This window comes from Sinorhizobium medicae (genome assembly GCF_007827695.1).
In the GTDB taxonomy this organism is placed as follows: Bacteria; Pseudomonadota; Alphaproteobacteria; order Rhizobiales; family Rhizobiaceae; genus Sinorhizobium; species Sinorhizobium medicae.
Genome location: NZ_VITA01000001.1, coordinates 276,705 through 290,137, shown reverse-complemented (window position 1 = coordinate 290,137; position 13,433 = coordinate 276,705). Strand labels below are relative to the sequence as shown.

The 13,433-nt window shown below is 62.3% G+C and carries 11 protein-coding genes and 1 pseudogene; all 12 read left to right on the top strand.

Going from position 1 to position 13,433, the window contains the following annotated elements; all coding sequences use genetic code 11:
- Positions 1–184: 184 nt before the first annotated feature.
- The 12 genes and pseudogenes from FB009_RS01565 to FB009_RS01505 all read left to right on the top strand — a co-directional run bounded on the left by FB009_RS01565 (position 185) and on the right by FB009_RS01505 (position 13,362).
- A pseudogene (locus FB009_RS01565) lies at positions 185–1,875 on the top strand (M20/M25/M40 family metallo-hydrolase).
- Between the two features lie 335 nt (positions 1,876–2,210).
- The gene (locus tag FB009_RS01560) at positions 2,211–3,458 is read left to right on the top strand and encodes an ABC transporter substrate-binding protein (RefSeq protein WP_011969913.1); all 1,248 of its coding nucleotides are present in this window, start codon (positions 2,211–2,213) and stop codon (positions 3,456–3,458) included.
- A 108-nt stretch (positions 3,459–3,566) separates the two neighbouring features.
- Positions 3,567–4,595 carry a carbohydrate ABC transporter permease gene (locus tag FB009_RS01555; RefSeq protein ID WP_011969914.1) on the top strand — a complete coding sequence of 343 codons (1,029 nt, stop codon included), beginning with the start codon at positions 3,567–3,569 and terminating at the stop codon, positions 4,593–4,595.
- Between the two features lie 10 nt (positions 4,596–4,605).
- On the top strand, positions 4,606–5,487 hold the full coding sequence (locus FB009_RS01550) for a carbohydrate ABC transporter permease (RefSeq protein WP_011969915.1): 882 nt from the start codon (positions 4,606–4,608) through the stop codon (positions 5,485–5,487).
- A gap of 5 nt (positions 5,488–5,492) precedes the next feature.
- Positions 5,493–6,557 (top strand): ABC transporter ATP-binding protein, encoded by a 1,065-nt coding sequence (locus tag FB009_RS01545; protein WP_011969916.1) that lies wholly within the window; start codon positions 5,493–5,495, stop codon positions 6,555–6,557.
- Positions 6,558–6,612: 55 nt separating this feature from the next.
- Positions 6,613–7,920 carry a histidinol dehydrogenase gene (gene hisD, locus FB009_RS01540; RefSeq protein WP_011969917.1) on the top strand — a complete coding sequence of 436 codons (1,308 nt, stop codon included), beginning with the start codon at positions 6,613–6,615 and terminating at the stop codon, positions 7,918–7,920.
- A gap of 117 nt (positions 7,921–8,037) precedes the next feature.
- On the top strand, positions 8,038–8,802 hold the full coding sequence (locus FB009_RS01530; protein WP_127580701.1) for an SDR family NAD(P)-dependent oxidoreductase: 765 nt from the start codon (positions 8,038–8,040) through the stop codon (positions 8,800–8,802).
- Positions 8,802–9,830 carry a LacI family DNA-binding transcriptional regulator gene (locus tag FB009_RS01525; RefSeq protein ID WP_011969920.1) on the top strand — a complete coding sequence of 343 codons (1,029 nt, stop codon included), beginning with the start codon at positions 8,802–8,804 and terminating at the stop codon, positions 9,828–9,830. The genes FB009_RS01530 and FB009_RS01525 overlap by 1 nt, the downstream gene beginning before the upstream one ends.
- Before the next feature lie 65 nt (positions 9,831–9,895).
- The gene (locus FB009_RS01520; protein ID WP_018209986.1) at positions 9,896–10,867 is read left to right on the top strand and encodes a cupin domain-containing protein; all 972 of its coding nucleotides are present in this window, start codon (positions 9,896–9,898) and stop codon (positions 10,865–10,867) included.
- Between the two features lie 180 nt (positions 10,868–11,047).
- On the top strand, positions 11,048–11,743 hold the full coding sequence (locus FB009_RS01515) for an RraA family protein (RefSeq protein ID WP_018209985.1): 696 nt from the start codon (positions 11,048–11,050) through the stop codon (positions 11,741–11,743).
- A 12-nt stretch (positions 11,744–11,755) separates the two neighbouring features.
- Entirely contained in the window at positions 11,756–11,941 is a 186-nt protein-coding gene (locus FB009_RS01510) for a hypothetical protein (protein WP_018209984.1), read from the top strand.
- Positions 11,938–13,362 (top strand): amidase, encoded by a 1,425-nt coding sequence (locus FB009_RS01505; protein WP_018209983.1) that lies wholly within the window; start codon positions 11,938–11,940, stop codon positions 13,360–13,362. Before FB009_RS01510 ends, FB009_RS01505 begins: the two co-directional genes overlap by 4 nt.
- Positions 13,363–13,433: the final 71 nt, after the last annotated feature.

Genomic DNA, 13,433 nt, shown 5'->3' with positions numbered 1-13,433 from the left:
AACACCCACCGTTTGAGCGGTTCCGAGCATCATAACGTCTCGCTTTTCGGGACACGGTCAGTTACCCGTATCGTCGAGATCAGTTCGATCAGTTCATATGCAATGACGTGCCGCGCCGGTGGTAAAGAACGCGCGCGTGCGTTCCTTCGAGAGGGACCTGTCGAACTGAAGACGGAGAGTCACGATGAAGAATGCACAGGAAAAGACTGCCTCTCGCGCGGAAAGCCGGATCGACGGCGAGCAGGTGCGGCAAATCGGCCTGCGCATCACGTCTTGGCCGAGCGAAACCGGCACGCCGGGCGAAGCATCCTTCGCGGATCGCCTTCATGCTCTTCTCCGCGAGCTTCCCTATTTTCGGGAGCATCCGGAAGACCTGCACCTCATTGCAAGTCACGGTGAGCCGCTGACCCGCAATGTCGTTGCGCTCGTTCGCGGCACGGGTAAGCGAACGCTGGTCATGGCCGGCCACTTCGACACGGTTTCGACCGACAATTATCACGAGCTTAAGGCCCTCGCCTGCGACAGCCTGGCGCTCAAGGATGCGCTCATCGAAAGCCTGTCGGCACGCGACGACCGGTCCGAGCAGGAAGAGCGGGCCCTGCAGGATCTGGCGAGCGGCGACTTTCTCCCCGGCCGCGGTCTGCTGGACATGAAGAGCGGGCTCGCGGTGGCCATCGCCTGTCCCTTGAACAATTCGCGGCCGACACGGGCCGGCAGGGCAATCTCATGCTCGTCGCCACCCCCGACGAGGAACGCGAAAGCCGGGGTATGCGATCGTTTCGAAATGCATTGCCCGGTCTGGTCGGGGATTTCGATATCGAGATCGCCGGGGGCATCAACCTCGATGTGACCTCGGATCAGGGCGACGGGAGCGAAGGCCGGGCCGTTTACGCCGGCACGATCGGCAAGCTTCTGCCCTTTGCGCTGGTGATCGGCTGCAGTTCCCATGCGAGCTATCCCTTCGAAGGGGTAAGCGCACAGGCCATGGCAGCCGGCATCCTGGAGCGTCTGGAAGGGAACGCTTCCCTGGCGGATCGCGACGACAACGACATTTCGCCGCCGCCGATCTGCCTGGAGGCGAAGGATTTGCGCGACGGTTACGAGGTGACGACGCCGGAGCGTTTCTGGATAGCTTTCAACTGGCTCTACCATGCGATGACGGCGGACGCACTCTTTGCGCGCTTCCGAGAGGAAGTGCTGACCGGCGCGAACGAAGCCATCGAGAAGTTTGCGGCACAATCTGCCGAATACGGCAGGCTCGTCGGCAGACGGGCGGGCGTGATGCCGGCCACGCCGCACCTGATGTCGTTCGGGGAATTGCGGGCGGCGGCTGCACGGGTTTTCGGAGACGGCTTCGACGCGTTCTATGCCGAGAAGGAAAGCGTATTCTCTCAGAGCGACAACCCGCTCGTCGCCACGCGGCAACTGACGGAGTGGCTCGTCGGCATCGCGCGCCTCTCCGGTCCCGCCATCGTCATCGGATTTGCCGGCCTGCACTACCCGCCTAGCCATCTGCGCCTGAGCGAAGGAAACGACCGGTCCCTTCATCAGGCGGTCGAGAAGGCGCGTGCCAGTCTCGGCAACGATCCCGCACGAAGCCTCGTCTGGAAGCCGCATTTCTACGGAATCTCGGATATGAGTTTTCTCGGGCTTGCGGCAGGCGATAGCCACATCGTTTCGGACAATACCCCAATCTCGAGGCTCGTCGATCGGCCGGGCGAGAATGCGCTGCGCTTTCCCACGGTTAACCTCGGTCCCTGGGGGAGGGAGTTCCATCAGAAGTTCGAGCTAGTATACGCGCCTTACGCCTTCGAGGTCCTCCCGGATATGGTTTTCGAGATCGCGAGGCGCTTTCTCTCCGACTGCAGTCACTGAAACGGACGCCGCCTTGGTGCGCTTGGCAACGGACACTTTTAAACAAGGATTGCGCAGGCGCCCTAACGAGCGCCGCGGTTTTACGCGTTCCCCCTAGGAAATCAGCGTAGCGGTCGCCCAGCATTATGACGGGGGCATTGAAGTCGCCTGCCGTTTTTCGTTTTTTGTTGCGGCCGGGGTCATCGGCATCGAGTGCGGGGACAATTTTGCATACGCCTGCAAAAATTCTTGCATACGTATGCATAATGGCTATGATGACTGTTGACGCCGCCACAAGGCGCGGGAGCAAACGCAGTGTCACCGAAGAGGGACGCCGCCAACAAACAGGTGGGAACATGAAGAAAACGGCATTCTTCGCATCGGCCGCTACCATCATGCTGTCGGGCCTCGTAGCGGTTCAGGCCGCACGGGCCGAGTGCGGCATAGAAAAGGGCACGGTGCGCATCCTCTCGAACGATTTCGAAGCCCTGCGTCTCGTGGTGTCGGAAGCCGAGAAATGCGCCTCGGCGACGGTCAAGGTCAGCAAGAACCAAACGAGCGAGCACAAGAACCTGCAAGTGCCGGCGCTCAAGATCAATCCGGCCCAATATACTGTCGCGGTGATTGCCAACAATTCGATCGTTCCGCTGCTGAACGAAGGTCTGCTGCGCCCCCTTGACGATCTCGTTGCCAAGTACGGCCAGGATCTCCAGCCGACCCAGCTCATCAAACTCGACGGCAAGGTTATGGCGATCGCCTTCATGGGCAACTCGCAGCATCTATTCTTCCGCAAGGACATCCTCGAAAAGGCCGGGCTTCAACAGCCGAAGTCCTATGAGGACGTGCTCGCAGCGGCCAAGGCGATCAAGGAGAAGGGGCTGATGCAGTATCCGCTCGCCGCCTCCAACAAGGCCGGCTGGGATCTCGCGGCCGAATTCGTCAACATGTATCTCGGCTATGGCGGAGAGCTCTTCGCGGCCGGTTCGGCAGCCCCCGCCATCAACAACGAGAAGGGTCTCGCCACTCTGAAGACGATGAAGGCGATGACCGAGTACATGAACCCCGACTACATGACCTACAATGCCGACGAGATCGTCAAGGGCTATGCGGCCGGCAAGACGGCGATCATCAATGCGTGGGGCTCGCTTGCGGGCGGCGTGATCGATCCGGTCAAAACGCCGGCCGAGATCGCCGACAACACGGTTCTCGGCGCAGCGCCGACCGTTGGGGGCGGCTCGATCCCTGCAGCGGCCCTCTGGTGGGACGGTTTCTCCATCGCCAAGAACATTTCCGACGAAGATGCGGAGGCATCTTTCCGCGCCATGGTCCATGGCATCCGGCCGGAAGTTGGCCAGAAACATCCGGCTCTTGCGACCTGGCTGACCAAGGGGTACCAGCCTGGACCCAACGCGGTCGGGGTTCTCGCGACGGCGAATGGCGGCGCGAAGCCCTATCCGATGCTGCCTTATATGGGCCTGCTGCACTCGGCTCTCGGCTCCGAACTGGCGGAGTACATGCAGGGGCGTGAAAGTGCAGAGGAGGCGCTGAAAGATGTCGAGGCATCCTACAGCGCGGCAGCGAAAGAGGGCGGATTCCTGAAATGAGCCTGGATGCAGGTGCGCGCCGCTTGGCCGGCGCTCCCCTCGACCTGTCGAGATGTCCCGCTCCGGCGGGATGAAATTTAACCTGCAAAATGAGCAAGGAGAGGGCGCATGCCTCACAGGGCTTTCTTTGCCTTTATCATGCCGTCGCTGCTGGCGATGCTGCTCTTCATCGCCTTGCCGATCGTTTCCGTCGCGGTGCAGTCGCTCTATGTCGAGCACGAGCGTGTCGTAACGGAAGTCGAGACCTGCGCGCCCTTCGCAGGCTGCACCACGGAAACGCGCGTGGATGCGGAGGCGACCGAGAAATTGCGCGATGCGGAGCCGCTCGGCCGTTTCAACGGCTTCGGCACCTATCTCGATCGCAACCATCTGGCCACCGCCGAAATGAACGCGATCCTGACGGATAATGCCGGTTTCGCGGATGTCGCTTCGCGCATCTACAATCTGCCGTTCTACAGGGCGCTCGCCTTCACCCTGACCTACACCTTCGTCGTCACGCCGCTCGCCATGCTGCTCGGCTTCTGCATCGCCCTTGGGGTGAACGCCATTCCGCCCTTTTACAAAGGCCCCGTCATCTTCTTCTCGCTTCTTCCCATGATTGTGACACCGCTGGTTGGCGCGCTGATCATCTACTGGATGTCGTCGCCGCAGGGCATCCTCGGCGCGACCCTGCAATCGCTCCTGAACGATTCGACCTTATCGCTGAAATCATCGGCGGTTCTGACCTGGGTGACGCTGCTCGTCTATGGCGTCTGGCACAATGCGCCGTTCTCTTTCGTCGTCTTTTATGCCGGCCTGCAAACCGTGCCGCACGATACGCTCGAATCCGCGATGATCGACGGCGCCAACCGGTGGGAGCGCATCCGCTTCGTCGTGATCCCGCATCTGATGCCGCTCGCCACATTCGTCGCCCTGGTGCAACTGATGGATAATTTCCGTGTCTTCGAGCCGATCGTCGGGTTCAGTGCCGAGGCGAATGCGACCTCGCTTTCCTGGTCGATCTTCAACGATCTGCGCGGCCAGGTCGATCAGCTCTTCGGCTCGGCCGCTGCCACTTCGATGCTGACCATCGTCGGGGTCGTTATCCTGCTATCGCCGGTGCTCGTGCGCACCTGGCGTGAATTCAACCGTCGATGAGGGCGCCGCGATGATCGTCAACAAACGCAGACGTCCCCTGCCGCTCACAGTCCTCTCCACCACCTTCGTGCTGCTCTGGGTGCTGATGGCGGCCTTTCCGTTTATCTGGACGGTCTGGGGATCGTTCAAAGTCGAGCAGGACTTTTTCTCCCGCGACAGCTGGTGGTTCGCCATCGAGGGTTCCCGCACGATCGCCCAGACAGGCTCCGCCTTCACCGGCGACGGCTATTACGGCGCCTGGGTGCTGCGCGACTTCTTCTCCTCGGTCGTCAACACCGTCATCGTCACCTTATCGGTGGTTGTCGTCTCGCTCACATTCGGCACGCTCGGCGGCTATGCGCTGGCGCGCTCCGGATATCGCTATACCTTCTGGCTCCTGATGCTCGCTCTGGTGTTCCGTGCCATGCCGCACATCACCCTGGTCTCGGGCTATCTGCTGCCTTTTTTCGAGATGAACATCTGGGGCCACCTGCCGACCGCCATCATCGTGCTTGTGGCGATCAACCAGCCCTTCACCCTGTGGATGCTGCATTCCTTCTTCCTGTCGATCCCCAAGGATCTCGACGAAAGCGCAATGGTCGACGGGTGCTCGCGGTTCCAGGCATTCCGCCTGGTCGTGATTCCGGTCATGTGGCCGGGCGTGATCACGACGGGCCTGTTCTCCTTCCTGCTCGCCTATAACGACTTCGCCGTGACTGCGATGCTCCTGTCGCAGCCGAACCAGACCATGGTGCCGAAGATCGCGAGCTTCCTCGGGACGATCCAGCAGGAAGGCAATGTCATGTTCGCCGTCGCAGCCGTCGTCTCCGCGACCGCACCGCTCTTCGTGCTGGTCATGTTCTTCCAACGTCAGATCGTCAGCGGGCTCACCGCGGGCGCAGTCAAGGGATAATCGCAATGGCTGAAATCCGCCTGAAGAACGTGTCGAAGCGTTGGCACAATTTCGTCGGCGTCGACAATTTCGATCTCGACATCGCCGACCGGGAGTTCCTGGTGCTGCTCGGGCCGTCCGGCTGCGGAAAGACGACGACGATGCGCATGATCGCCGGACTCGACGATATCAGCGAAGGCGAAATCTGGCTGGGCGACCGCATGGTCAACAATCTGGAGCCGAAGGACCGCGACATCTCGATGGTCTTCCAGAGCTACGGCCTCTATCCGAACATGACCGTCTACGAGAACATCCGTTTTCCGCTGCGCGTGCGAAAGGTGCCGAAGGAACTGCACCATGAAAAGGTCATGCAGGCCGCCCGCATGGTCGAGCTGGTGGATTTCCTGGAGCGCCGGCCGGCTGCGCTTTCCGGAGGTCAACGGCAGCGTGTCGCACTCGGGCGCGCCATCGTGCGCCAGCCGGCAGCCTTCCTGATGGACGAGCCGCTATCCAATCTCGATGCGAAGCTTCGCGTGTCGACGCGTGCCCAGATCAAGAACCTGCAGCACACGCTGAAGGTTACGACGATCTACGTCACCCACGACCAGATCGAAGCGATGACGCTTGCCGACCGGGTGGTAGTGATGAACAAGGGCGTTATCCAGCAGGTCGGTACGCCGACGGATATCTACGACAACCCCGCCAATACCTTTGTTGCATCCTTCATAGGTTCGCCGGCGATGAACCTTGTCTCCGGCGACATCGAAAACGGCACTTTCCGAGGGCCGGGCATCACGATCGGCGGTCTGCAGATCAATGTGAAGGGCCCGGTGACGCTCGGCTTCCGCGCCGAAGACGCCTCGCTCGTCTTTGAAGGTGGCGAGCTTGGCGCCGAAATCTATTCTATGGAGCTCCTCGGCGAGGCCACCATGGCAAGCTTCCGGATGGGCGATCAGCTCGTCTCGATCAAATCCGGCAAGGAATACCGGGCCGAGATCGGCGACGTCGTGCATGCGGCGATCCCCGCTTCGATCTGCCACCTGTTCGACGCCAGGACGGGTGTGCGGATCGCACGAACCCCCGGCAACTGAAATCCATGATCGGCATGCGGTCTCGCGTGCCCGATCGTTCCAAGGGAAGAACAACATGACGGTGACCTATCTCAAGCGCGGCAAGCCCGAGGCCCAGCGATCGGAGGAAGATGCGAAGGTCCGCGGGATCGTCGAGTCGACGCTTAAGGACATCGAGACGCGCGGCGACCAGGCGGTTCGAGAACTTTCTGAGAAGTTCGACAGGTTTTCGCCGCCGTCTTTCCGGCTCAGCCCATCGGAGATCGAGGCGGCCATGTCCAGGGTCTCAACGCGCGACATGACCGATATCGACTTCGCCCAGACGCAGATCCGCCGCTTCGCCGAGGCGCAACGCGCCTCGATGACGGATATCGAGATCGAGACGATTCCGGGGGTAATCCTCGGTCATCGCAACATTCCCGTACAGTCGGTCGGGTGTTACGTGCCCGGGGGCAAGTTCCCGATGGTGGCCTCCGCCCATATGTCGGTCCTGACGGCCGCGGTTGCCGGCGTGCCGCGCATCGTTGCCTCCGCTCCTCCCCAGAAGGGTGCGCCGCATCCGGCGATCGTGGCGGCGATGCACAAAGCCGGTGCCCACGAAATCTACGTGCTCGGCGGCATGCAGGCGGTCGGCGCGATGGCGCTCGGAACCGAGACGATCAAGCCCGTCGACATGCTGGTGGGTCCGGGAAATGCCTTCGTTGCCGAAGCCAAACGGCAGTTGTACGGCCGCGTCGGAATAGATCTCTTCGCCGGTCCGACCGAGACGATGGTGATTGCCGACGAGACGGTGGATGCGGAGATATGCGCAACCGATCTCCTCGGTCAGGCCGAGCATGGTTACAATTCTCCGGCGGTGCTTGTGACCAATTCACGCAGGCTTGCCGATGAGACGCTTGCGGAAATCGGCCGGCTTCTTTCGATCCTGCCGACGGCGGACACCGCCAGTGCCTCATGGCGCGACTACGGCGAAGTGATCGTCTGCGACACCTATGAGGAAATGCTCGACGTCGCCAATGAAATCGCCTCCGAGCACGTGCAGGTCATGACCGATCGCGATGATTGGTTCTTGGAGAACATGCATTCCTACGGTGCGCTTTTCCTTGGGCCACGCACCAATGTCGCCAATGGCGACAAGGTCATCGGAACCAACCACACCCTGCCGACCAGGAAGGCGGGGCGCTATACGGGTGGCCTCTGGGTCGGCAAGTTCATGAAGACGCATTCCTACCAGAAGGTGCTGACAGACGAGGCGGCTGCGGAAATCGGCGCCTATTGCTCGCGCCTGTGCCTGCTGGAGGGCTTTATAGGCCATGCGGAGCAGGCCAATGTCCGGGTTCGCCGATACGGCGGACGCAATATCGGCTATGGCGGCGCGGCGTAGGCCGCCGGATTTTCAGGAGGCAAATTTGGACGGGTTTCTTCATATCGGCTGCCGCGTGGCGCTACGCGCATGCGTCAGCGCGCCGGTTCTGGCGGTGAAGCAGGGGAGCCGTCCGTCATGAAGCTGCCGCGCACACCCTCTTTCCGTCTCGACGGCAGGCGCGCCCTGGTCGCTGGAGCCTCGTCCGGCATCGGTCTCGGTTGCGCGGTCGCGCTGGCGGAAGCGGGCGCCCATGTGGTTCTGGCGGCGCGCTCGCCGGAGAAGCTTGACGAAGCGGTCGAGGCGATCCGTAGGGAAGGTCTTTCGGCCGAAGCCCTGGTGCTCGATGTCGCCGACCTCGAGGCGACCGAGGCTGCCGTCGCGGCGGAGCGGCCGTTCCAGGTTTTGGTCAACAGCGCGGGCATCGCCCGTCACGGACCGGCGGCGGATACGGCTCCGGAGGACTTCGACGCTGTTTTCGGGCTCAATGTACGCGGCGCCTATTTCCTGACGAGGGCCGTTGCCAAAGGGCTCATTGCAGCCGGTCAACCGGGTTCGCTCATCAACATCTCCTCGCAGATGGCGCATGTCGGCGGCATCGACCGGGTCGTCTACAGCGCTACCAAACATGCCGTCGAGGGCTTTACCAAGTCGATGGCGATCGAGTGGGGACCGGCGGCCATTCGGGTGAATACCATCTGCCCGACATTCATCCGCACGCCGTTGACCAAGCAGACATTCTCGAAGCCTGAACGGGTCCAATGGATAACGGAGAAAATCAAGCTCGGGCGTCTCGGTCGCGTGGAAGACATTATGGGTGCCGTCACCTATCTTGCGAGCGATGCCTCGGCGATGGTGACGGGAACCGCGCTGATGGTCGATGGGGGTTGGACAGCAGACTGATGGCAAACGATAAGGTCACGTCGAACGATGTTGCACGCTTGGCGGGCGTTAGCCAATCGGCCGTATCGCGCTATTTCACGCCGGGAACGTCCGTTTCCAAAAAGACGGCGGAGAAGATCAGGGCGGCCGCTGAAGAGCTTGGCTACCGTCCTAACGTGCTTGCGCGCTCGCTGATCACCGGGCGCAGCCGCATCATCGGCCTCGTCGTGGCTTATCTGGAAAACTACTTCTATCCGGAAGTGGTGGAGCGTCTGTCGAAAGCGCTGCAGGACCAGGGCTACCATGTGCTGGTCTTCATCTCCTCGATCGCATCGGAAAACGTGGACCAGATCACCCAGGAGATCCTGGACTATCAGGTGGACGGCATCGTGCTCGCTTCGGCGAACATGTCCTCCGAACTGGCGGCGCGATGCCACGCCTCAGGCGTGCCGATCGTGCTGTTCAACCGCCTTCAGGACGACGAGCGGCTCTCCGCCGTCACCTCGGACAACCGTGCCGGCGGCCGCCAGTTGGCGGAGCTGTTCGTTTCGCTAGGCCACAGGCGCTGCGGCTACATCGCCGGTTTCGAAGGCGCCTCGACTCAGCGCGACCGGGAACGGGGATTTCGCGAGGGGCTGGAGGCGGCAGGCCTCCCGCTTTCTGCGCGCGAGGTCGGCAACTTCCGATATGAGGACGCGCAGGCCGCGGCACGGCGCATGTTTGCCGGCCCGGAGCACCCCGACGCCGTCTTCGTCTGCAACGACCACATGGCCTTCGCGGTGATGGACGTGCTGCGCTTCGAACTGGGGCTCCGCATTCCCGACGACGTTTCGGTTGCCGGCTTCGACGATGTGCCGCCGGCACGCTGGCCGGCCTACAACCTGACGACGATCCGCCAGAACGTTGACGACATGGTCGCCGAAACGGTGGCCACGCTCATGCACAGCATCAAGGAGGGCGAAGGGGCAGCGCGCCGCATCACCCTCGACGGCGCTCTCGTCCTGCGCGGCTCGACCCGCGCGAAAGCTCTGACAGAAGAGACCCGCTAACGACGCCGCCCGATGGGCGGAGCCATGACCGCAACCTGTTTTGCATACGTATGAAAGGCTGAAAAATGCAGATCTCCCAGACGGAAATGGAAAAGCGCATCGTGCGCTACGGCGAGCTGAAACCGTGCCGCACCGCATTCATCGACGCCCATACGCCAGGCTCGAACCAGAAAGAGAACTTCACGATTATCGGCGGCGGCGTTTCGGAAAGCGCCGATCAGCACGTCCATATCAAGGACACGCCAGGCTTCAACATAGGGGCGGCCGGTCAGCCGCCGAAGTGCCGCAACTCGCTGCATTCGCATCGCACGGCTGAAGTCTTCTTCGTGCTCAGGGGCCGGTGGCGCTTCTTCTGGGGCCGCTGGGGCAATGCGGGCGAGGTGGTGCTCGAGGAGGGCGACATCTTCAATATTCCGACCGGCATCTTCCGTGGCTTCGAGAATATCGGTACGGACTACGGGATGATCATGGCCATACTCGGCGGCGACGACGCCGGCGGCGGCGTGATCTGGGCGCCGCAGGTGATCGAGGATGCCAGGGATCATGGCCTGGTGCTCGGTGAAAACGGCAAGCTCTACGACACCAAAAAGGGCCAGTCACTGCCCGATGGCATCAAACCGATGCCGCTTCTGACGGAGGAAGAGCTGAAGGCCTTCCCGGAGACGCCGGTTCAGGAGGTGGTTCGCGACTATGTTGCCCGTTACTGGGACCTTATGGCGCTTGCACAGAAAGCACCAGCCAAGGTGATCGGCGAAAAAGCGCTGCTCCGTGACAAGCCGGGTTTCGAGGTTGAACTGCTCACGCGCGGATCGATCCCGGAGGCGGCCTATGTGAACGAGCGCCATGAGGTGCTGATGGTCATGCGCGGCCACTGGGAGCTTGCCTGGGACGGCGGCGCATCCGTGCTGGCGCCGGGCGATACCTGTGCCGTTCCGCCGGGACTGCAGCACAGCCTCGTGCCGGCAATGACGGGAGAGGCGAGCCTCTATCGCGTGGTTGCCACCGGCGAAAAGGCCGGCCGGACCTGGCGCGGCTGATCTAGAGCATTTCCGCTTTTCTCCGAATCGCGGAAACTCTCCAACCCTTTATTTTGCCGCAATTCCGGACGGAAAACCGTTACGCACTTTTCCTGGAATTGCTCTGGTGAAGGGCGGCGGAGGGCCGCCCTTCACCACCCCTGAGGTTTCGGCCCGAAACGGATTACCGGAGGAAAAGATTTGGACGACGAACTCCTGTCCCTGATGCGCATGGTCGACACGCCTACCGTCTGCAACGCGATCGAGGTGGCGCAGGGAAAGCGCGGCTTCGACGGTTTTACCCGCGGCACGGTCGTCAGCTCGGCACCAACAGCCCGTCCGGTCGTTGGCTATGCCCGTACTGCGAAGATCGCCGCCGCCGCTCCCTCGACCGAAGGACCAGCGGTCATCAAGGCGCGGCGAATGGATTATTACCGCCACATGGCGAGCGGCGATCCGCCTTCCGTCGCGGTCGTCGAGGACATGGATTATCCCCATTGCGTCGGCGCCTTCTGGGGCGAGATCAACGCGACCGTCCATCGCGGATTGGGCCTTTGCGGTGTGCTGACCAATGGCGTCATGCGCGACCTCGGTGATGTGCCCGAAGACTTCCCGATGATCGCAGGATCAGTCGGCCCGAGCCATGCTTTCGTGCATGTGGAGGCGATCGGCGTTCCCGTCTCCGTGTTCGGCCTGACGGTTGCGCCGGGTGACCTCGTCCATGCGGACCGGCATGGCGCTGTCGTGGTGCCCCCGGACATCATTCCCGTCCTTGCAGCCGCGATCGAGAAGCTGCGTGCCACCGAGCGGCTGATCCTTGAGCCAGCTCGACAGCAAGGCTTCGATCTCGCAAAATTTGAGGAAGCCTGGGCCCGCTTCGAGGCCGCCCGGACCTGACTGGAGCGCTCCATGCCCCATCCCACGCCACCAAGCCTTGCCACAATCCGAGAACGGGCTCGCGCCCTTGGCATTTCCATCGCCGTAGAGCGTGAGGCATTCGTTCGGGCCGGTGCCGAGCATCTTCATGATGCGGTGCAACGCCTGGACCGCATCGCGGCCGACGACGAAGCCTTGCCGGAGTCTGATCGCAGATGATCGAGAATCCGGCCGACCTGCCGATTTTGGAAGCTGCCGAGCGGCTACGGGATGGCAGATTGACTTCCGTGGCGCTAACAGTGGCCCATCTGGACCGTATCGCGGAACGGAACGGCGCCTATCACGCCTTCCTGCATGTTGCCGCTGAAAGCGCGCTGGCCGAAGCGGCACGCGCGGACGAGGCGCTTGGCTGCGGCGAAGACCGTGGTCCGCTGCACGGAATACCTGTCGCGGTCAAGGATCTCTTCGATACGGCCGGCATGCCCACCACCTATGGTTCGGACGTCTATGCCGGCTATCTCCCGACCGAGGACGCGGAGGTCGTGCGCAGGTTGAGAGCCGCCGGCGCCGTTCTGATAGGCAAGCTGGAAACCTACGAGTTCGCGATGGTCGGTCCAGTCTTCGACCGGTCCTTTCCACCGGCCGCCAATCCCTGGGATGTTCGTCGCTTCACCGGCGGCTCGTCCTCCGGCTCGGCAGCGGCCGTCGCCGGCGGCCTTGTTCGCACGTCGGTCGCCTCTGATACCGGCGGATCGGTGCGAAGCCCTGCCGCCTATTGCGGGGTCGTCGGCTTCAAGCCGACCTATGGCCGCATCCCGACACGTGGGGTCTTTGTCCTGTCGCCAAGCCTAGATCATGTGGGTCTCATCAGTGCCTCGGTTGCCGAAGCGGCGATCACTTTCGACGCTATCGCAGACGCTGAAGCGACAGATGCGGAGGCCGCCGCCTCACGCCTTGGCGGGGCTTTGACCGGACTGCGCATCGGCTATGCCCGTAAATGGTTTGCCGACGATCCGGAGACGCTGCCAGCGCTTCTCGATGCCGTCGACGGGGCCGCATCGCAGCTGTCGCTGCTCGGTGCCAGGATAGAGGAAGTGGCGCTTCCGGCCGCCGCGGATTTCGAGTCCGTAGGAGCCGTCATCATCCATGCCGAAGCCTTCGAGGCGCACCGGCGGCAATTGGCTGCCTCGGGTGACGGCTACAGCCGCAAAGTCTTCCAGAACATCCTTTCCGGGCTGTGTCTGACGCCGGAAGACCTCGTCCGCGCCCGGCACGCGGCGGCGCGTCTGCGGGACCGGATCGACCGCACCGTCTTCGCGCGCTTCGACGCGATCCTGACGGCGACGACTTTGACGCCGGCGATACCCTTTGCCGATTTTGCCGGAGAAGCAGCGCGATGGACACCGATGCGCACCATCGCCTTCAATGTCACGGGCCACCCGGCGCTGTCGGTTCCCTGCGGTTTCGCCAACGGATTGCCGCTCGCCATTCAGCTTGCCGGCAGGGCAGGAGACGAGGCGACCCTCTGCCAGATAGGTCACGCTTATGAGCAGGCGAGCGACTTTGCCGCGTCCAAGCCGCCGCTTCCATTCCGGCGTGCGGCGAGCGACGGGAGAACCCAACCGGCACCTTCCGAATAACAGGACACAAATTTAATTGCATACGTATTCAAAATCTGCCAGTCTTTCTTTCAGCAGGCGTCACGGTCTGC

What these genes read in the sequence shown, in the direction of transcription:
- FB009_RS01555 (WP_011969914.1), top strand. Translation starts at nt 3,567, where the DNA reads ATGCCTCACAGGGCTTTCTTTGCCTTTATCATGCCGTCGCTGCTGGCG.
- FB009_RS01510 (WP_018209984.1), top strand. Translation starts at nt 11,756, where the DNA reads ATGCCCCATCCCACGCCACCAAGCCTTGCCACAATCCGAGAACGGGCT.
- FB009_RS01560 (WP_011969913.1), top strand. Translation starts at nt 2,211, where the DNA reads ATGAAGAAAACGGCATTCTTCGCATCGGCCGCTACCATCATGCTGTCG.
- FB009_RS01520 (WP_018209986.1), top strand. Translation starts at nt 9,896, where the DNA reads ATGCAGATCTCCCAGACGGAAATGGAAAAGCGCATCGTGCGCTACGGC.
- hisD (WP_011969917.1), top strand. Translation starts at nt 6,613, where the DNA reads ATGACGGTGACCTATCTCAAGCGCGGCAAGCCCGAGGCCCAGCGATCG.
- FB009_RS01525 (WP_011969920.1), top strand. Translation starts at nt 8,802, where the DNA reads ATGGCAAACGATAAGGTCACGTCGAACGATGTTGCACGCTTGGCGGGC.
- FB009_RS01530 (WP_127580701.1), top strand. Translation starts at nt 8,038, where the DNA reads ATGAAGCTGCCGCGCACACCCTCTTTCCGTCTCGACGGCAGGCGCGCC.
- FB009_RS01550 (WP_011969915.1), top strand. Translation starts at nt 4,606, where the DNA reads ATGATCGTCAACAAACGCAGACGTCCCCTGCCGCTCACAGTCCTCTCC.
- FB009_RS01545 (WP_011969916.1), top strand. Translation starts at nt 5,493, where the DNA reads ATGGCTGAAATCCGCCTGAAGAACGTGTCGAAGCGTTGGCACAATTTC.
- FB009_RS01505 (WP_018209983.1), top strand. Translation starts at nt 11,938, where the DNA reads ATGATCGAGAATCCGGCCGACCTGCCGATTTTGGAAGCTGCCGAGCGG.